The following is a 21486-nucleotide window of genomic DNA, read 5'->3' on the forward strand; positions in this document are numbered from 1 at the left end:
TCACAACACCAGCCTGCATTGAATGCGGCGGTTTGATTTATTTGTTTTAGTTAAGCATTATCATACTTAGCTAGTTATTCATTTATATCTAAATGTGTTAACGGAAGAAAACGATATAAATTACGATAGTTACTTAATATATTATTCACTTCTGCTTGTTGTTCTTCGGTTAATTGAGCACTAATTTGCGCTACTTTTGTTGTTGCTTGGGTTTGATTATATTCAACTAATAAACGATACCAAACTAAAGCTAACACATTATTTTTCGGAATTTCTATTCCTTGTTCATGCATTTGTGCAAGTTCAAACCATATTTTATAAATATCAGTCGAGGATAATTTTAAATTTGCATAAAAGTATTTTGAGAAGCGATTTTTTTGATAGTATTCGCTAATTTCAGGATCTAAATAGTACTGACTTAAATCATTTTGTAATAAAACTAATTTAGTATATTCAAACGTATTAATATTTGTATTTTCATAATAAAAAGCTAAAAGCCTTGCAGCAGCTGGGCTGCCTGATTTTAGTAATGTTTTTATATAAGGTAGCACGGTATTATTTGGCAAATTAACCTGTTTTTGTGCCAGTTCAAATATTGCATAAGGATTATTACCTGCAACTTGAACTTTAAGCATAGCTTGGAATTCTTTATATTGTTTTGATAATTTATAATATTGTAATTTTAAAAATGCTTTCTTGTGATCATTTTTATTACTGCTATCAATCCAACTAAAGAGCAACTCTTTCTTAGGTGTACAAATAAAAGAATCTGCACCGTTACTCATTTGACTTAACAACTCACCTTGTGCAAAAGTATCACCATTAGCTGCAAGTGACAATGCGGCTTTACAACCTTGATACGTTTTTAGCCCATTCCCATTTGAATCATGTCTTATTTGGTGATATGTGGCTTTATCGTTTTGGTTCTCTTCGCTTTGAGTTTGTAACCAATCCATTCCATCAACCATAACCGTTGGAGAACGGTACACTTGTTGATGATTAAGATATTGGGTTGTTAACCAATCAAATTCAGGATGAGATTTATCAATTGTGATCAAAAAATCCTGTGCGGGTTGATAACCTTGCTTAGCTGCCAAATCAAGATATTGCCAAGCCTCACGATAACTTTGCTCAACGCCTTTGCCTAAATAATAAATGACACCTAACCGATAATTTGCCTTTGAATTGCCTAATTCAGCCGCTTGTTGGTAATAGGTTATTGCTGTCTTTTCATCCTCAAGAATAAAGTCATATAACGTACCAAATTGATAAAGCGCTGTCGGATTGTTGGGTTTAATTTTTAATGCTGATTGATAAAGATCTATCAATTCATTAGTTGTTTTACCTTCAATATTTCTAGCATCACGATAAAAACCATAAGCCATTTCCTGTTGTTGGGCAAGTTTCAGCAAAAGAGGAATAGATTCAAATTTACGTAATAAAACATAACTTTCAACTTGAAGTGTTTCGACTAGATCTTCTATCAGTTTTTCATAAAAAACTTCTTTATCTTTAGGGTTATCTGCAAAAACAACGTCGATAACCTTTTGGGCTTCAGCAATATCAAAGTTGTTTATATAAAATGGCGTAATAACTTGATGTAAAAATTGATTTTGCAATGACATATCAGTTGAAGATGTAACGTATTTATATTTTTTTAAGTTCATCTGATAGTCTGTTAGGTCATCTTGGTACATGCCTAAATGATAATATTTTATTGCTTCTCCAATATCTTTTTCTACACCTAAACCATTTAAATAAAGCCACCCTAATTGGAAAGCTGCTATTTGTTTAGACTCTTTTGATATGTTAGATTGTTCGGCTACTTTTAATAACCATTTTGCTGCCCAAAGGTAATTAGGAGTATCTAATTTAGAACCGTCGGGTTGCCCACCATCCAAAAAGTAATTAGCCATTTGCATTGACGTTTCTAACATTTGTTCATCAACAAATTTTCCGGTATTATTTGCTGTATTTTCAAGCCAGTAGAGTGACTTTTTGGGATCATTGAGCTTATCTTGATAGAGTTTATAAAGTTGATATTGTGCAAGATTATAAACTCCCCAATCGGTACTTGTACTAGCTATTTTATAATGCTTGATTGCTTTAGTATAATCGGCTTTAACCTCCGTCCCTTCGTGATAAAGCAATCCTAACCAATAATGGGCTTCGCCGACGCCAATTTTTTTACCATTTGGCTGTGCTAACCAAAATGTGCCTTCAATGATTCGAAATTTTGCTTTGTCTGAAATCGGTGAGGCAGCCCTTTCTAACCAATAAAGCCCTTTTTTAATATCTTTAGGCACCAATTCTCCTTTAATATAAGCAATACCTAAATCTTTTTGGGCGATAGGGTATAAGTTTTCGGCCGATTTTGTTAAAAACTCGATATATTTATCGGCAGATTTATCGCGGCAACCTGACAATTTTTTATTATGATGACTAAAATATAACTGATTAGGGTGACAATAATAACTATCGTTTTTTGTTAAAGGGCTATAAGCCTGAGCGATTTTATATTGGGCAACGCTGTCTTTCTTTTCGATAGCTAAATACCAATCTTCTTGATAGATGACGCTTGCAAATGTGCAACATGGGAAAGCCAAAAACATGGACAATAAAAACAAAATTCTTATATTATTCATTTTATTACATCTTATTTTTTAGTACATTACAAAATAGATAACGATCTTCCTTCAATTTAGCGAAGTTGGATTAATGGAGTTTTATCAACTTCAAATGAAGAAAAATATAAACTAGGTTGATAATGAATTGCCTTTGCATCATAAAGCCGTTCGGTGTTTAGCAAAGGAGTTATATAATATTGTGTTAGGCGTTTATCTTTTGCCCAATCAGGAATATCGTTAAAGAAATAATGATAATAGACCCATTTTGACGTTTTACTGCGTTTATTATATCCTATTAAAACCGACTCAGTGTTATACACATCATTAATTTCAACTTTGCCAAAACAAAAACCCCCTTTTTCTGGATTAAAATACGTTTTACCTTCTTGGGATAATCGATATCTTGTGGCATAAGTTAATGACCCATCCAACTTGGTTATGGATAATTTACGTTTAGTTAATAAGTTTAAATCGACAAAGATATCTAATAGTTCATCATTCAGATTATCTTCACCGATATTGTCATCAAAAATATCTTTAGGAAATGATCTTACTTCTTTAGGTAAAGAATAACACAATGGTTGATTATTATTGATTGTCGATTGTAATTTATCTTTATTAATGTTGTTATCACAAGCCACAAGCGACAAACCACAAAGCAACATAAGTAGTGTTTTTAATTTCATTATTGATGCCATCCTTCGTAGATGTGGGTAATTAAACCAATTCCTGACACGCTATAAAGCTGATTGTTTTGATCTAAACTAAATGTAGCGATTGCGATTCTTGATGGATTATTAATATACGAATTTTGTTTTGATAAAATAGGCTCAATATTGGCAGGAAAATCTTCCACTTTATATTGGTACTCAACAGTAACATAATTACCAATCTTATCGGTTTTGCTTATTTTTTCAACCGTGACTTTACCAAAACAAAAACCAGAATGCCGTAATTTAGGCCAAGCCTTATAGTAGCGTTTCCCTTTTTCGGTGAGGTGATAAGTGTATCGATAATTTTGCTCAGAGTGACTTCTCACTTTGATCGACTCATCAACTAATTCGGCATCGACCGCCATCAATAGAGGCTCTGATACTAATCTAGAATAATCAAAGTGATAAGGGAATTTATCAATGTTTACAAATACAACGCATTCAACGGGTTCACCATTCTCATTAATTGCATCAAAACGTTGTTGAATTTCTTTTTGCCACTGTTCAGATGTTAAATTAAGTGTCGCATCCGCATGTGACTGATTACTAACGATGGTTAACATCAATGCCATACATAACTGACAAGATGATATATATTTCTTAAATTTCATAAAGTTTTAACGCCCTATACCTGTATCAGAATGATAATAAAATGGTTCAAAAAACAATGCATTTTGCAAGTTAGTTAATTCTTTTGAATCATTTTGTTGTTCCGTTGCATCAATAAGTTCAGTTAATGATATTGGAAAGCAACGTCCCTTATTCAGATAATCAAAATTTGCTATAGAAAGTGCCGAATCTGTTAACGCAAATTGACTACAGCGATAAACAGGTTGCTTATCAAATTGATATTCTGGTCGTGCTTTAATTTGCTTAGCCCAATCAAATTCGATTAGCGCAGAATTAGCTAACATATTGTTAGGGGTGTTGGTTAAAACAATCATATGATCTTTAACAAAAATGACTTGAGCAATAATCTGACCGGTAATAACTCCTTGTCTGTTATTTTCGCGGATACGTTCAAAGATATAACGATAACCAAATTTCATTGTGTGGTTTTCAACATCTAATTGTGGCTCTATTAACCATTCAAAATGTTGATAGCGAGTGTGGTAATTTATCACTTTGCGTTGTAAATGATTTTTTATTTCTTGCAGACGCAGAGGATCATCAAATTGCTTTTTTTCTGCCTTTAAATCAATATAGCCAACATTATGTACAGAAATACACAATTGATTATTATTGCTGTATGCAGGCATCAAAAAACGATTACAATTCTTTTCAAGAAAAGGGTTCTCATAATAAATATAACCTTTTGGTATAGTTAAATCAGCAATACCCTCAATATTAACCGTTTCAGGGCCTGTTAAATAGGTTTCATTATCGGTGTGATTTATTATATCGGTGTTTTCATTATGTTTTTTAGCAGCAAAATAGCTGACAATTTCACCTATTTTATCTTTAGGGATGTCAACGACCTTATTTTTTTTATCCATCCAAGTATCTCTTTCGACCGATTCATTCACATATCGGTTTAATAAGCACTCTTTTTCAATGTCTAAAGGCCATACAATGTTATTTTGGGGATCTTTTAAAACGATCAAATCTTGTTTACAAGCACTGTTTTGAGTTTCATCGATTTTATCTTCATAGAATAAAACATGACCATCTTGATCCAAAATTTTGGTTAAAAATCCCCCATCTTTATAGTCTTTTTCTGGTAATTTGGTTTTAGCGTAAAACAGCACATGATCACCGACTTGAACGGTACTATAGTTATCGTATTTGTCGAGAGTTTCGCCTGTAGCATTAATTAAACGGTACTTATCTTCATTACTATCCTTTTTAACCCAACTTACCGAACCATAAAAAGGGGCGACTTGATAAAAGCTATTTTCATAGAGCATTGTCCCTTCGTAATCGTAAAGTTGATATACCATATAATTATCTTGATAATTTTTCACCCAAAAATATTGACCAGAAAGGTCTACATTATCATTAAAATAATAGCTACTCATCTCCCATGCTCGTGTACCGATATCCACTTCTTTACCGGTTTTTTTATTAATAAGGTATTTGCTGTTCTTTTTGTTACAAAGCTGCATGATTTTATCGAGGGTGGCGTCTTGGCAATGTGGATTGTATTTGGTGTTTAGCTCATTGGGATTCTTGCTGACAAATTGCCCCTGCAAGTCAATATACCCCTGTTTATTATCTTGTGTTTTTACTTCGGCGTAACCATTATTAAATGGATTGATTTTTTTATAATAAACGCCTTTGGGGGTAATTAAATGACCATCGGTATCAATTAAAACCGATACCTCGGTATCTTGATAGTCATAAGCCATTCTTTCATTACCTAAATACGTTAACGACCCACCGGGTTTGAAAGTTAAAATATCACCCTGTTTATCAAAAGAATATTCAAAGTTATTAACTTGCTTAAAATTATTAAGAAAAACATCATTACTTTTTTGTATAATCCAATAATGATCCCTATAAGTTATTGAGTTTCCATTCCCCTCATTATCGACAATTACCTTACCGCTACGATCAAGTAACAAATTCTTATAAGGCACATAAAGTCTTGCATCATCAGCATACGACGACATTGAAAAGCAAGCCAAACTTATTAGATATAAAGCGCTCTTTAATCTTTTTTTTATCACTTATTTATTTCCTTTCCTCAGTAATAACAATATTCCATTTATTCATTATTTACGGTTAGCGTTTATTGAATAATGGTAAAGCAAAGTTAATGATTATTAATATTTAATTCTAAAATAAACTGAGATTGATTTCTTGTTATTTTTTAAATAGAAATTTTGAAATGGGTATGTTAGTTTCGGTGGGAGGATGTTTTGGGATAAAAAATACAAAAAAAACATGGATAAAATCAATATTTTTATTTACTTTTTATAGGGAGTAAGAAGTTTTTGTTGTGGGGGAGAAAGGGTTGTGTCGGACGTTTGAATTTTGGATGAATAAGTGATTATGTTAGGGTTAACAGATAGTTATGTAAATAAATTGCCCCTTGCGTTACTCGTATCATCGATGATACGAGTAAAAAAAGCTTTATTGATTTTCCTTTGGATAAAAAGCTTTTAGAAATTTCTGTTTTACCCAAAAAATTTTAATCGCTCATTAAAAAATAGTCAGAAAAGCAATTGATTTTATTTAAGTTTTTTTGTTGTTTTTTGAAATTAATACCTACATCAGGTTAGAACAACTTTCTCATTGCCGTCAAACTTCTGACGGCTCATTTTCAAGGGTGATATTGGGATCGTTATACACAGCCATATCCATAAGGCCAATTTCACGATCGGTTGCCACAGCCGCTGTCATGGCGCCAGATACATTGGCTAAGGTTCGTGCCATGTCAATAATTGGATCCACGGCTAAAACCATCCCAATTAATGGGAAGTATTCAGCCATTCCCATACCAGATAAAACAACGGTTGCCGCAACCGTTGCTGTGCCGGGAATGCCGGCGATGCCGATTGAACCAATAACCACCACAATGACAAGCATAATATAAAACTGGATATTCGTTTCAATGCCAACCATATGGGCTACCATCACGGCAAGTAAAGCAGGGAAAAAACCAGCACAACCGTTCATTCCCATAGTGCTGCCAAGTGAGCCGACTAAATTTGCAGTGCCGGTATTCACTCCCATTCGAACGGTTAACGTTGAGATAGTCATAGGTAATGAGCCCACTGATGAGCGACTAGTAAAGGCTAATAACCATGTTCCTAGTGCTTTTTTTATAAACATGGTTGGTGAAATACCATGAATCGTGACAATGGCGACATGCACAATTAGCATAATCAATGTGGCAATATAGATAGCGGCAACAAAGCTTGAAACTTGAATAATGGCCGGTATTCCATTAGAAATAATGGTGCGAGCCAGTAACGCAATGACTGCGTAAGGCATATATTTAATGATTGTCATCGCAATTGACATGACGATTTTGTAAAGCGCTTCGATAAATGTTTTAAATAGCGCAATAGGTTGTGGATTCTTCTTTTCCATTCGATTGGCGGCAAGCCCCATTAACGCCGAGAAGATGACTAATCCAACAATGTTTTCATTTACCATTGATGCAATAATATTACTTGGAATTAGATTCACAAAGGTATCAATAATATTAGTGTATTGTTTTGCTTGGGCTTGATGTACAGGGCTTGAGCTTATTTCCCCTAATGCAAATAGATTTGCTAGCAAAATACCAACGATACAGGCAATGGCTGTTGTAAACAGTAACCAAAAAATCCCTCTAAATGCAATTTGGGGTAGATTTTTTTTGCCCGAAAAGTCGAGAATCACTTTAACAATCGATACAAAAATAAGTGGTATCACTAGCATTCGGATAAAGGCAATAAATGCTCGACCAAATAGCCCATACCATGTTGCGGTTTCTTGCATCCAGAGGGTTGATGTATCAGGAAAGCCTGCTACAGCTTGTATGCCTAAGCCAAGCACAGCACCAAGGATTAAGCCAACTAACATACGAATTGAAAAATTGACTTTTTTATCTTGTAACGGTTTCATCACCGAAAAAAAACAGATAAGAATTAGCCCAATACCAATGAGAGTTTGATAATGAGTAATTGATAGGAACTTTTCAAAAAAAGTTCCCTGAAAAATGGCATCTGACATAATTAGCCTCTCTTTTGATAATTCAATTATCTGGTTAACAATCTATGTTTAATCACATGACTTGATGTTTAACTATAAATACATTAATGCTACTTATTTGGCTATAGAGCCAGCAATATTTAAAATATCCCAAGGTCTGGAAAAGGGTGGCGCATACAGAAAATCCATCATGGCTAATTCATCAATTTTCACATTCGCCCATACAGCGGTTGCTAACGTGTTCACTCTTAATACCGCGCCAGGCCCCCCCGCTATTTGTCCACCTAAAATCACGCGTGTATCGGCATGATAAATAAGTTTGGCTGTTATACTTGTTTGTCCAGCAACATAATTACTGTGATTTTTATCTTTAACTATAACAGTTTTATAGGGGATTGCAGCTTTTTTGGCTTCGTTTTCAGTTAAACCAGTGCGCCCTGCTTCGATATCAAAAACTTTTAATGCTGACGAGCCAATAGTGCCAGGATATTCACAATGTCCGCCACCTAAATTTTCGCCTACAATTTTACCAAGCTTGTTTGCTCCTGTGGCGAGCGGGATATATACCATTGAATGGCTCACTTTATGGTAAAGCGCGGCGCAATCGCCAGCAGCATAAATATCGGCAATATTGGTTTGCCCTAAGCTGTTAGTCATTATGGCACCATTTTCAAGTGTGTTGATGCCAAGATCTTTATAGATATCACTGTTTGGTTTTACGCCTGTTGCAATAATAACTATATCAGCGGGATATCGTCCTTTATCGGTAATCACATGCGTGACATTGTGTGTGCCTTCAAAACCAAGTACTCGTTCTTGCAAGTGTAGGTCGCAATGTTGTTTAATATTTTCTTCAATTAGGTCGGTAATTTGTTCATCAAACGCATCGACAAGGATTCTGTCATCCAATTGAATCAATTTAACCTTTTTTTGTAAAGCGACCAGCGATTCAGCGATTTCAAGCCCAATATAGCCAGCACCGACAACAATAACATTTTGGGTGTTTTGGTCTGATAATACGTGTTTGATTGCTAATCCATCGTGCAGATCGCGTAATGTAAACATGTTTTTTAGCTGACCATTTTTAAAAGCAGGCATGATAGGACTTGCACCAACCGCCAATAACAATTTATCGTAGTTGTCATCAAAGTAATGTCCAGTATTGTGATCTTTAATGGTTAATTTTTTTTGATTAACATCAATTGCCATGACTTCATGTAACGTTTTAATTTCAATACTATCTTTTTGAAATTGTTCTGGTGTTCGAGATATCATTTCATTGGCATCAGTAAAGTGGTTACCAATGAAATAGGGTAAACCACAAGCGCCAAACGAGACAATATTCGATTTTTCATAAATACGGATGGTGGCCTCTGGATTCATTCTTTTAGCTTTTGCGGCAGCACTTGCACCTGCGGCTTGAGCGCCAATGATGATGATTTTCACTTAATTTTCTCCTCAGTGCTCAGATATTCAATGATTAATAATATCCTATCATACGTCATAAATTATTGGGGAGATAGATAGCTATTTAGCCTTAATATTTGTTAATTTAAAAGTTAAATCATTTGAACGTTAACAATTACCAACTTTGTATAATCTTTTTAAGTCAAATGGCTTTTGTCAAAATTTTTCAGGAAACTATGTGTTTGCGTATAAGTTTTTAAATATAATTGGTTGAGTATGATTGATTAACGCTATGATTAAATTAATTTGTAAGTCGCTCTCATTTAATGCGGGAATATAATAAAACGTTTTTCCGCCTGCATTAAAAAACAGTTCTCGATTTTCTTCATCAATTTCATAAAGTGTTTCAATACAGTCTACCGAGAAACCTGGGCAGATGACGTGCACGTTTTTAACGCCACTTTGTGCCAATGCTCGTAGTGTGTCGCTGGTACTTGGTGTAACCCATTTACCTTTACCAAATTTTGATTGATACGCCATTTGGATTGGTCGATTTAGGCCATTTGCTCGACATTTTTCGATTAATAACTGCGTGGTCATTTCACAACGTTCAATGTAATCCTCTTTTCGTTTGTGAATATAACGTTCTGGGATACCATGATAAGAAAGCACGAGCACTTCAGGCTCTCCTTGATCTTGAAAAGCCTGTTTAATTTGTAAATAAAGTGCATTGATATAGCTTGGATGATCAGCATAATCACGAATATAACAGATATTATCAATGATTTGATCAGAGGCAATAATCTGTTTGAGTTTATCAAGTACTGCAAGAGTTGTGGTTGTGGAATACTGCGGAAAGAGTGGTAATACGGTAATTTTTGAACATGATCGAAGGTTATTCAATGCCGATTGAATATCCGGTTCACCATAAGTCATGGCTAATTCACATTGTATATTCGGTAAATGACGTTGTAATTTATCACATAATAATCGGCTATAATGCAATAAAGGTGATGCGCCATTTATCCAAATTTTTTGGTAATGGTGAATAATATAAGGTACTCGTTTGGGTATCACAAGAGACTTTAAAATGGGAGACCAAAACAGCTTTGGCAAATCAACGACATGCCGATCGAGCAAAAACTCGGTTAAATACTGCTTTATTGCATCTGGCGTTGTCGCACTTGGCGTGCCTAGATTAACCAATAATAGTCCTTGTTTTTTTTCCACAAGCAATCCTTATTTTGAGCAAAGATAATGGTTGATAATGTTAAGCAGCCGATCTAGTGCCCCTTGATTTTGTTTTAATACTTGATATGCCTGTTCGCCAATTTGCTGACTATTACTTTTATTTTCCAAAAGCGTATTAACCGCTGAATAAAGAGCGTCTGCTGAGCTAGCACAAATGATCATCCCGTTAGCTGAAATGAGCTGTTCACATATAACTTTAAAATTGAAAAAGTGCTCGCCACTAATGATTGGGATGTGGTGGAGTGCTGGCTCTAATGGGTTATGCCCACCATGCTTCACTAAACTACCTCCAACAAAGGCAATATCGGCAATGCCATAAAGTTCTATTAACTCTCCCATTGTATCGCCCAAAATGACTTGTGTTTGTTTAGTCGGAACTTGGTTGCTACTGCGGTTGATATAATTTAACCCGCGGTCATTAATTAATTTTTCGACGGTTTTAAAGCGTTCTGGGTGGCGGGGAACAACGATTAATAACAAATCAGGGTATGTTTGTAATAATCGTTCAAAGGCAGACAAGATGATTTCATCTTCGCCACTATGTGTACTTGCAGCAATAAAGACAGGGCGATTTAATTGCCATTGTTGTTTTAGCATTGCAATTTTTTGCTGCTGTTGAGCCGTTAAATCAATATCAAATTTAATACTGCCGGTTATGGCTAAATGATCACTCGGCAAACCCAGTGATACAAAACGCTCTCCGTCTTGCTTATTTTGTGCGGCAATGGTGCTGATTTTTGATAGTAAATGGCTAATCGCCCGTCCTAGTTTGCGATATCGGTTAGCTGATCGTTCTGATAATCTAGCGTTGGCAAGAACCAGCGGAATATTTCGTTTGTAACACTGACAAATAAAATTAGGCCAAAGCTCAGTTTCCATAATAATCACTAATTTTGGCTGAATGGTTTTTAAAAAACGATTTATTGCGCAAGGCAAATCATAAGGTAAATAGACATGATAAACACTATCACCGAGTAACGATTTCACTCGCTCTGAGCCTGTTGGTGTCATGGTGGTCACGGTGATAGGTAAATTAGGATATTGTTGTTGCAATGCTTTGATTAGTGGGATAGCGGCAATCGTTTCCCCCACTGATACGGCATGCAGTAAAATACCATTAGATTCAACTTTATTTTGGCAAAAACCATAGCGTTCAAGCCAACGCTTACGATAAGCAGGCGCTTTACAGCTACGCCAAAGTAGCCTTAGCCAAACAAAGGGTTGAATCAAATATAATAAAACAGTATATAAAATTTGCATGCTAATTATTGGGTTAGATCAAAAAAGTGCTCGCGGTAATAAACCAGTTCGGCAATCGAATCACGAATATCATCGAGCGCTTGGTGCGAACTCTGTTTGCTAATCCCTTTTAACATTTCAGGCTTCCAGCGTTTAGCTAATTCTTTAATTGTACTAATATCTAAATAACGATAATGAAAATAACGTTCTAAATTAGGCATATAGTTAAATAAAAAACGACGATCTTGCCCAATGGTATTACCACAAATTGGTGAGCTGTTTTCAGGTACCCATTGTTTTAAAAATTCGATGGTTTGTTGTTCGGCTTGTTGTTCGCTAATGGTACTTGTGCGAACACGCTCGATGAGTCCTGATTTGCCGTGGGTATTTTGATTCCACTCATCCATTAATGCTAATTGCTCATCAGATTGATGCACGGCAATGACTGGTCCTTCAGCAAGGATATTTAAATTAGAATCGGTAACAATGGTTGCAATTTCAATAATGCGATCAGTGGTTGGATTAAGTCCTGTCATTTCAAGATCGATCCAAATAAGATTGCTACTGTTAATTTGTGATTGTTTGCTCATAATTTGCGATAGACATTTTCTTTTTGATACTGAGTAGTGTAGCATAACTGACAATCTGTTTTAGTAAAAAATGAGTGCTATGGCAAAAAATCAACTCTCCCAAAATCAAAAAAGGCGCGTAGCGGCAAAACATCAGCAACGATTAGCTATAAAACAAGATGAAAGTCTATCAAATTTTTCATCCCCTCGTGATGGTGTGGTGATAAGTCGTTTTGGTAAATCGGCTGATGTCGAAGATGATGCAGGCCTTATTTATCGTTGTAGTATTCGGCGCACGTTACCGTCGTTAGTCACTGGCGATAAAGTTTTGTGGCGCGAAAGTTTAGAGCCGAATACCAATGGTATCATTGAAGCGGTTCATCCTCGGCATTCGGAACTTGTTCGGCCTGATTTTTATGATGGTGTTAAACCTGTTGCCGCAAATGTTGATCAAATCGTGATTATTTCGGCTGTCTTGCCAGAACTATCACTAAATATTATCGATCGCTATTTAGTGGCTTGTGAAAGTACTGATATACAACCGATTATTGTTTTAAACAAAATTGATTTACTCAATGATCAGCAACGCGCTGATGTTGAAAAACAATTGGCGATTTATACTCATATTGGTTATCAATTATTATATATTTCATGCCAAAATCAACAAGGTATTGCGGTATTGCAAGATGCCTTGCAAGGTAAGGTTTCTATTTTAGTTGGACAATCTGGTGTGGGTAAATCAAGTATTATTAATTTACTGTTACCTCATCAATCACAATCAGTGATGACTGGAGGTATTTCAGAAATATCAGGTCTTGGTCAACATACAACCACATCCTCTCGGCTTTACCACTTACCAAATGGTGGCGATATTATTGACTCACCAGGGATCCGCGAATTTGGCTTATGGCATTTAGAGCCAGAACAGGTAATTAGGGGGTTTAAAGAATTTGACAATTATTTAGGTGGTTGCCACTTTCGTGATTGTAATCACCTCGATACGCCAGGTTGTTTGCTACAAAAAGCAATGCAAGACGGCCAAATTGCTCCATCAAGGCTTGATAACTATCATCGAATTTTACAGACAATGCAAGAGGTAAAGGCAAAAACGAATAAAAGCTATAAGTAATAAGCTTTAATCAAAATTAAAAAATTTTAATTTTAGTTAGTTTAGTAAAGATAGGTGAGATTATTATTTGTTGCTACTCACAAGCTGTGAAATTTAAATTGTGAGTAGCAAAATAAACAATATTAGTTATTAACGATTTTTTAGTGCAAAGCCGATAGCTACATATGCCCAACCTTGGAAGACAAGGTCAATACCTAAAAACATACCTAATATCCAAAGACTGTCATACGGCCATCCTATAATAACCATAAAACCCAAAATTAATGTAATCATACCGGAAATGAGTACCCATCCCCAACGAGGTAAATTACGGTTGATCATAGCGGAAAATATTTGTGTAAAGCCACTCATCATTAATAAGAGCGACATCACTAATGTTAAGGCAGATGAAACAGCAACAGGTTTGAGAAATGACATTAAACCAATAAATATGTATAAAATACCCATTACTGCCCATAAGGCTGATTGGCCAAAACTTTTAATGCTAAAAGAATGTAATGTTTGGGCAAGTCCTGCAATTAAAATTAATGAGCCAATAAAATAGACAGAAAAAACGGTAGCAATGAACTGATAACCTAATGCTAAGCACCCTAATACAATTAAAATAACACCGACTAAAATAAACCAGCTTGATTTTTCTTTAAGAGCGTGGAAATTGTTTTCGTTAGATATCATGTTATTTACCTATTTTTATGAGTTAATTTTGGATTTCAAATTCAAACCACTGCTAAGACTTATAGTCTGTCAACAGCGATTAGTAAATGAAAAGAAAGGTCGTGAAGGTACAATTTATTGCGCAGTAATTCGATTTTATGCAAACTTTCACTGCGTATATAAATTAGTCAATATAATAAAGCTAAATTGTGAATTAGCTTTTATCTTTCAGTGCTTCATCTAACGTTGAATAGAACATGAGTTTGTTAGAAATAGGAACAATTTTGGCGCGAGCTAATGTTTTTAATGGTTGAAATTGTAATTCACAAATTGATAGATCAACATGTTCAGGTAATTCATCGATAAAATGTATTAAAGCATTGAGTCCACCAGCATCAAGAATAGGTACCGCATCCCATTGTAGTACTATGTGTTCATATCCATTAATCTTTTGATATATCTCTAAAAATGTGCGTTCAGCAGCAGCAAAAAACAGTGGCCCATTAATACGTAACACCAAGGTTTTGTTGTCACTGCGATTAAGTTCAACTAACCGAGTCATTCGAGCGATACGACGCATAAATAAAATTGATGCCAGCACAATCCCAAGTGTAATTGCAATCACCATATCAAATAGTACTGTGAGCGACATGCAAATAAGCATAATTAAAATATCATCTTTTGGCGCACATTTAATAATGTAAATGACGCGTTGAACTGCACTCATATTCCATGCCACGATAAGTAATAATGCTGCCATAGCAGAAAGTGGAATAAATGATAATGCGGGTGCAAAGCAGATCAGTGCAAGTAACACAACGAGTGAATGCAACACGGCAGCAATCGGCGAAGTCGCTCCCGCTTTGACATTTGCCGCCGACCTTGCGATAGCTGCAGTTGCTGAAATCCCACCAAAAAAGGGCGCGATAATATTTCCTAAACCTTGACCAATAAGTTCACTATTTGAATGATGTTTTGTGTGAGTCATTTCATCTAATACGACAGCACAAAGTAGTGATTCAATTGCGCATAACATTGCCATGGTTAGCGAAATCGGTAATAAGGCGGTCAGTGTTGACCAATCCCATTTAAATTCAGCATGCTGCCAAGGTAAAACAAATTCTGGTAATACAGAGGGTATGCCGTGACCTATTGTATTATCGTTTAGCGTATAGGTAAATCGTGAACCGATGGTTTCAATTTGATAACCAAATTGATTAAAAATAAACATGACAGCAATGCCAGCAACCAGTGCCGGTAAGTGCCCCGATATTTTGACTTTAAGTTTTGGCCATACAATTAACACCATTAGTGTCACTATACCGACTATGGTATCAGCAATATGAATGGTGGGTAGCGTTTTCGTTAACTCAATAACTTTTTCAATATAGCTTTCTGGCATATGCTCAAGCGTCAAACCAAAAAAATCTTTAATTTGCATGGTCGCTATAGTTATGGCAATTCCTGATGTGAATCCTAATACCACGGGTAATGGAATGTACTCGATTAAACGTCCTAATCGAATACATCCCATTAATACAAGAAATATGCCGGACAGTAATGTTGCAACGAGTAATCCCGATAATCCATATTGTAACGATACAGGGTATAAAATAACCACAAATGCCGCAGTAGGGCCTGAAACACTAAAACGTGACCCACCCGTTAATGCAATCACAAAGCCCGCTATAATTGCGGTGTATAGCCCATACTGTGGTGGTACACCACTAGCGATTGCTAGTGCCATTGCTAGTGGTATAGCAATTATACCAACAGTTATTCCGGCTATTAGATCTTTGATAAAACGAGTTGTGTTATAAGGAGTACTTATACATGCAGATATAAATGCACAGCTAATTTTGGTGCCAGAAAGGCCATATAATTTCATTATTTTTGTTTAATTAAAGGGAAGTTATCTTAAATTCCTAATAAGATAATCTTTTTTACAAAAAATAAAAGTGTGTTTTGAAAATAATCCTCTTTTTTGTAAAAAAACTTTTGTTGCTTTTGCTGGTATGGCTTGATTAAATTATCACCTGATAGGTATAATTTATTTTGTTGTTATGCAATATAAAAAGCAATATTTTTTTCAAATATTGCTTTTTATGTGTTGTTAACCTAAAAGTAACGCATCATCGGTAACTTTTTCACCGCGTGTTTTTTCAAACATATCTAATAAATCAGTTACAGTTAATTTAGCTCGTTGTTCTCCAGATACATCAAGCACGACTTGCCCTTGATGAAGCATCACTGTTCTAGTGCCATACTCTAATGCTTGTTTCATCGAATGAGTAACCATCATGGTGGTTAATTGGTTTTTTGAAACAATTTCATTGGTGAGTTCTAAAACAAACTGTGCGGTTTTTGGATCAAGTGCTGCTGTATGTTCATCAAGCAATAATATTTTAGATGGCTGTAAAGTTGACATTAACAAACTAATAGCTTGTCTTTGACCGCCGGAAAGTAATCCCATCATATCTGATAATCGATTTTCAAGACCTAAATTTAAAGTGGCCAGTTTTTCTTTAAATATTGATCTGATTTCGTGATTAAGAGCTGGAGATAGCCTAAAACGATGTCCACGGTTATAGGCGATGGCAAGATTTTCTTCGATTGTTAAGTTTTCACAAGTTCCAACCATAGGGTCTTGGAATACGCGAGCAACCATACCGGCTCTTTTCCATGCTGGCCAGCGAGTGACATTTTGTCCATTAATGACAATATGACCAGAGTCAACAAGTAAATCACCACTAATCACATTAAGAAATGAGCTTTTTCCGGCTCCATTACTGCCTATAATAGTGACAAATTCTCCCTCACTGATATTAAGATTTAACCCACGTAAAACATGATTTTCGATAGGCGTGCCTCGATTAAAGGTTAATTGCAATTGTTCTACTTTAATCATGCTGACTTCCCTCTTATTTTGGCGTGTTTTTTTAATTGCTTAGGCACAACTAGAGCTAGCACAACAAGTATTGCTGTGATTAGATTGAGATCTTCTGTTCCGACACCGATTTCTTGTAAAAATTCATTACTAAGTGCAAAGGCAATGAATAAACGATATAAAATAGAGCCGAAAATAACGGCTAGCATCACAGTCCAAATACGTTTAGCTGGGAAGAGGCTTTCACCAATAATAATTGAGGCAAGACCAATTACAATTGTACCAACACCAATGGTAATGTCGGCACTGCCTTGCGTTTGCACAAAAAGGGAACCCCCTAGCGCAATTAAACCATTTGAAATTGCCATACCCAAAATGGTTATGCCATCTGTCGGTATACCTTGAGATTTTGCCATTCGGGGGTTAGTGCCTGTTGCTCTTAAGGCAAGTCCTTTTTGAGTATTTAAAAATAGATTTAGTAACATCCAAAATACAAGCACAAATCCTAATATCATAAGGGGTTGCACAAAATATTGATTACTGTAGTCTTCAGCAATAAATGGTGAAAATATTGTTTTGGCATCAAGTAAAGAAAGATTAGGTGAGCCGGCTAGTCGAGTTGTTTCATCCATCACGTAAGGCCCAATACCTAATATTCTTAAATTAATAGAATAGAGCCCTATCATGACAATAATACTTGATAATAATTGAAGAATATTGAGCTTCACATACAATATTCCTGTCATCGCGCCAGCAAGACAGCCAGCAAACATACCTAATAATGTTGCGATCCAAGGATCGATGCCTACATAAATGCACAATCCACATACTGCGCCACCAAGAGGAAAGCTGGCATCTGCAGTAAGATCGGGAAAATCAAGTAAACGAAAGGAGATAAATACACCTAAACTCACTAGTGCATAAATAAGTCCAATTCCAATTGAGCCTAATAAAAATTCAAAAGACATGAAAAAAATCCATTAAAGTTAATCGCCAAAGTTGGCGATTGAGTTAGAAATTAGTAAATTTATTTTTCGACAATTTTGGCAGCTGATTTTAATACATTTTCAGGTAATATAACACCTTGTCGTTCAGCCGCTTTTTTATTTATTGTTAATTGAGTGATATTGCCTACTTGCGGTGCAATATCGCCCGGGTTTTCACCATTAAGTATACGGATAACAATTTTACCAGCTTGACGACCAAGATCATAATAACTCATCCCTAAAGCAGCAATTGCACCGCGTTCTGTCGATTCTGGATTAGATGCAATAAGGGCGATTTTACTTTCATTAGCCACTTTTGCTAAAGCTTCATAAGCAGAAACAACGTTATTATCAGTAGTCGTATAAATCATATCTACCTTACCTTTTAAACTTCTCGCTGCTGTTGATATATCAGAAGTGCGCTGGGCAGGGGCAGCAATAATTTTCATACCTCGTTTTTCTAGTTCAACCTGCAATTGTTTTAGAATGATGGTTGAATTAGTTTCGCTTGGACTATAAACATAACCAATATTTTTAGCTTCAGGTTTAATTTTTAACATCAGATCAATTTGCGCATCTAGTGATAAAGCATCAGATACACCTGTTACGTTTGTTTTTGATGCATCCCAACTTGGTGTTAATTTGGCTACCACGGGATCGGTAACGGCAGTGAAAACTATCGGAATGCGTTTTGTTGTCGCAACTAATGCTTGTGAACTTGGCGTGGCTATTCCGACGATAACATCTGGTTTACTTGCTACAAATTGTTTCGCAATTTGGGCTGCATTGGCACTACTACCTTGTGCGCTTGAAAATTGTAATTTTAAATTTTCTCCCGCAATGTAACCATTGTCCTTTAACTCATCTTCAACCCCTTTGCGTACATTATCTAATGCTGGGTGTTCAACGATTGCTGTAATAGCAACAAATTTTTGTTCATTTTTAGCATCTGCTGAAGAGTAGAATGCTACAAACGATAAACTAAGTAGCATAAAAAGTTTAATAATAGAATTACGCATAAGGCACTCCTGTAATATTTTTTTTACAACCAAGCTAAATATTGAGTTACTATAAAGCAAAAATAGATAATTTTCTAGCGTAAAAATTGTTATGAGTGTAAATATTTTATTACACTTATAGGTAATTTAATGTCATATCAACATACTATCGTAAGTGATACTAACCCAGTTATTGGAAGACAAGGATTATAGGTTATATCAATTGGTTGAAACGGATTATTTGTACCATTTTCCCTTTGCCCACTTCACTAAATGAGCAAAGTTCTTGATTCATTCTAGTAGGGTTGAGCTTAATTATTGCCTATGACTTTGTAAGCGGATTGAATAACGTCAGGAGGCAAGGTTATTCCTTGTTTTTTAGCTGCTTCAATATTGATGACAAGGCGTAGGGCTTGCCCTATTTCTGGGGCAATACTTCCTGGCTTTTCACCTTTTAATATTCGAACAACCAGTTTACCTGATTGACGTCCTACATCATAGTAACTCATACCATATGCTGCAACAGCTCCGCGTTCGATTGCATCAGGGAACGAAGCTAAAAGTGCGATTTTATTTTCATTCGCAAATTTGACTAAAGACTCATAAGCTGAAACAACATTGTTATCGGTTGTTGTATAGATTAAATCAACTTTACCTTTTAATGTATTAACAGCTGTTGAAATATCCGCAGTTCGTTGGGCAGGCACTGCAAACAAAGCAATATTTTGTTGAGATAAAAGCTTTTGTAGATTTTTTAACACGACAGTTGAATTAATTTCGCTTGGGCTATAAATATAGCCTACCGATTTGACATTAGGGACGATTTTCTTCATAAAGTCGATTTGTGGACCCATCTCTTGATAATCGGAAACACCGGTGATGTTTGTGCCTGTTGGTTGCCAGTTTTTAACTAATTTAGCCGCGATAGGGTCGGTAATGCCGGCAAATACGACTGGGATTTGTTTGGTTGCAGCGGCAGTTGCTTGAGCGCTTGGTGTTGCAATTGCCACAATGACGTCTGGTTTAGTGGCGACAAATTGTCTAGCTATTTGGGCTGCTGTAGCACTGCTTCCTTGTGCACTTTTATATTGCACCGTTAAATTGTCGTTTAACTTATAGCCGTTTTCTGCCAATTCATCTTTAACACCATCACGAATTTGATCTAATGAAGGATGTTCAACAATCGCCGTAATAGCGACATTTTTTATTGTATTTGCGAAACTCAAAAAAGGTGTAAACAAAAATATGATTAATAAAATAAAGCGTTTCATAAGTCGAACTCGTAAACTAGTACAATAGTTCTATTCTAGCTTTATTAATCAAAAAAGTTAAGTTGTATTTGTTAATTAATTATTATATAAAAAAATATCAGCATTATAATATGAATTAAATGATTAATTATTTTTAATAAATTTTTTATATACTGATACCCATAAAACTTAATTTTTGTAGGTATCAGTATATACGTTTTTTTATTTAGCAAATATAAAAGGATTTATACCACTTTTTGCAAAACCCTCTTCTTCTGTTTTGATATCTAATATCAATGAGGCAATATCGTCAGCGATGACTTCAATATGAGGGTCTTTGTCTTGATCGAGTATTTTTAGATAACTATGGCAAACGTCACAACATTCAGTTTTTGTGGCTGCAAGTTCCTTTTCTAGTGAGAGATATTGTATACCTTTCATGTTATCGCAACAGGTACATTTAACTCTAGGCACATACCATTCACTTTCACATAAACTACAGTGCAAATAGCGCAAACCATTGTGGCTACCTAATTGAATTACGCTAGCTGTTGGCATGCTATTACAAACAGGACACAACCAAAGTTTATCGGTATTTTCTGCGATAGCTTTACCTTTAATTTGGCTGGCAAGTTGGCAATAATAAACCGATAATGATGACCAAATAAATATTGTTTCATTGCCATCGACTCGATCAAATTCTCCTTTAAGTAAATGCAATGCTTTATCTTGTAATTCTAGAGAACTATTTTTTTTAAGCTGGTCTATGACTAAAGTGATTTGCTGCGTTGTATCAGAAAATGAGTTCAATAATGAAGTTAAGTAATCTTGCCAAGTGTTTTTAAGTGGTAAATTAGCTAAACTAAGTGGCGGGCGATCGCTGTTTAATAAACAAGATACATCAATATCTATAGGATTATGTTTAATTAAATTCGCTTGTTTTTCAGCGATTATTGCACAAAATTTCAAATAATCACTAATTGGACTATTGTTTGCAAGGCTCGTTAAACGCTCTGCTCGATGAATATACAGCGTTTTAGGCGATGGGTAAAAGAGTAATGGAATTTGTTTAATAACTGAGTTTGTCGCTTGTAGTTCTAGTTGATCTTGAGGGATGATTTTGATACTCATT

The 21486-nt window shown here is 35.4% G+C and carries 17 protein-coding genes; 1 reads left to right on the forward strand and 16 read right to left on the reverse strand.

Annotated features, from left to right (window positions below):
- Nucleotides 1-74: 74 nt before the first annotated feature.
- The 9 genes from A9G23_RS08595 to orn form a co-directional block, all read right to left on the reverse strand.
- Nucleotides 75-2645 (reverse strand): tetratricopeptide repeat protein, encoded by a 2571-nt coding sequence (locus A9G23_RS08595; RefSeq protein ID WP_081297007.1) that lies wholly within the window; start codon nt 2643-2645, stop codon nt 75-77.
- 56 nt (nt 2646-2701) lie between these two features.
- Nucleotides 2702-3313 carry a hypothetical protein gene (locus tag A9G23_RS08600; protein WP_065587222.1) on the reverse strand — a complete coding sequence of 204 codons (612 nt, stop codon included), beginning with the start codon at nt 3311-3313 and terminating at the stop codon, nt 2702-2704.
- Nucleotides 3313-3951: a hypothetical protein gene (locus tag A9G23_RS08605; RefSeq protein ID WP_141670010.1), complete on the reverse strand. Its 639-nt coding sequence runs from the start codon at nt 3949-3951 to the stop codon at nt 3313-3315. Before A9G23_RS08605 ends, A9G23_RS08600 begins: the two co-directional genes overlap by 1 nt.
- A gap of 6 nt (nt 3952-3957) precedes the next feature.
- A complete protein-coding gene (locus A9G23_RS08610) occupies nt 3958-6009 on the reverse strand; it encodes a WG repeat-containing protein (RefSeq protein ID WP_141674926.1) in 2052 nt (683 codons plus the stop codon).
- Nucleotides 6010-6583: 574 nt separating this feature from the next.
- Complete coding sequence (locus tag A9G23_RS08615) at nt 6584-8005, reverse strand: cation:dicarboxylate symporter family transporter (RefSeq protein WP_065587225.1); 1422 nt, start codon at nt 8003-8005, stop codon at nt 6584-6586.
- 93 nt (nt 8006-8098) lie between these two features.
- The gene (locus A9G23_RS08620) at nt 8099-9430 is read right to left on the reverse strand and encodes a CoA-disulfide reductase (RefSeq protein WP_065587226.1); all 1332 of its coding nucleotides are present in this window, start codon (nt 9428-9430) and stop codon (nt 8099-8101) included.
- Between the two features lie 195 nt (nt 9431-9625).
- Nucleotides 9626-10621, reverse strand: coding sequence for a ferrochelatase (hemH, locus tag A9G23_RS08625; protein WP_176700611.1), 996 nt, complete (start codon nt 10619-10621; stop codon nt 9626-9628).
- 9 nt (nt 10622-10630) lie between these two features.
- On the reverse strand, nt 10631-11902 hold the full coding sequence (waaA, locus tag A9G23_RS08630; RefSeq protein WP_065587228.1) for a lipid IV(A) 3-deoxy-D-manno-octulosonic acid transferase: 1272 nt from the start codon (nt 11900-11902) through the stop codon (nt 10631-10633).
- 5 nt (nt 11903-11907) lie between these two features.
- Nucleotides 11908-12471: an oligoribonuclease gene (orn, locus tag A9G23_RS08635; RefSeq protein ID WP_065587229.1), complete on the reverse strand. Its 564-nt coding sequence runs from the start codon at nt 12469-12471 to the stop codon at nt 11908-11910.
- Between the two features lie 79 nt (nt 12472-12550).
- Between orn and rsgA the strand changes: the two genes are divergently transcribed.
- Nucleotides 12551-13579 (forward strand): small ribosomal subunit biogenesis GTPase RsgA, encoded by a 1029-nt coding sequence (gene rsgA / locus A9G23_RS08640; protein WP_065587230.1) that lies wholly within the window; start codon nt 12551-12553, stop codon nt 13577-13579.
- A gap of 129 nt (nt 13580-13708) precedes the next feature.
- Here the strand turns inward: rsgA and A9G23_RS08645 are convergent, their stop codons facing one another.
- From A9G23_RS08645 to fdhE, 7 genes are all read right to left on the reverse strand, one after another.
- Nucleotides 13709-14254, reverse strand: coding sequence for an HdeD family acid-resistance protein (locus A9G23_RS08645; RefSeq protein ID WP_065587231.1), 546 nt, complete (start codon nt 14252-14254; stop codon nt 13709-13711).
- 193 nt (nt 14255-14447) lie between these two features.
- Entirely contained in the window at nt 14448-16121 is a 1674-nt protein-coding gene (dauA, locus tag A9G23_RS08650) for a C4-dicarboxylic acid transporter DauA (RefSeq protein ID WP_065587232.1), read from the reverse strand.
- A 225-nt stretch (nt 16122-16346) separates the two neighbouring features.
- Nucleotides 16347-17141, reverse strand: coding sequence for an ABC transporter ATP-binding protein (locus tag A9G23_RS08655; RefSeq protein ID WP_065587233.1), 795 nt, complete (start codon nt 17139-17141; stop codon nt 16347-16349).
- A complete protein-coding gene (locus tag A9G23_RS08660; RefSeq protein ID WP_065587234.1) occupies nt 17138-18088 on the reverse strand; it encodes an ABC transporter permease in 951 nt (316 codons plus the stop codon). Before A9G23_RS08660 ends, A9G23_RS08655 begins: the two co-directional genes overlap by 4 nt.
- Nucleotides 18089-18147: 59 nt before the next feature.
- Entirely contained in the window at nt 18148-19125 is a 978-nt protein-coding gene (locus A9G23_RS08665) for an ABC transporter substrate-binding protein (RefSeq protein ID WP_065587235.1), read from the reverse strand.
- A 290-nt stretch (nt 19126-19415) separates the two neighbouring features.
- The gene (locus A9G23_RS08670; RefSeq protein WP_065587236.1) at nt 19416-20375 is read right to left on the reverse strand and encodes an ABC transporter substrate-binding protein; all 960 of its coding nucleotides are present in this window, start codon (nt 20373-20375) and stop codon (nt 19416-19418) included.
- Between the two features lie 201 nt (nt 20376-20576).
- Nucleotides 20577-21485 (reverse strand): formate dehydrogenase accessory protein FdhE, encoded by a 909-nt coding sequence (gene fdhE, locus A9G23_RS08675; RefSeq protein ID WP_065587237.1) that lies wholly within the window; start codon nt 21483-21485, stop codon nt 20577-20579.
- Nucleotide 21486: the final 1 nt, after the last annotated feature.

Origin of the sequence: Gilliamella sp. App4-10, assembly GCF_001690495.1 — a bacterium.
GTDB classification, from domain to species: Bacteria; Pseudomonadota; Gammaproteobacteria; order Enterobacterales; family Orbaceae; genus Gilliamella; species Gilliamella apicola_G.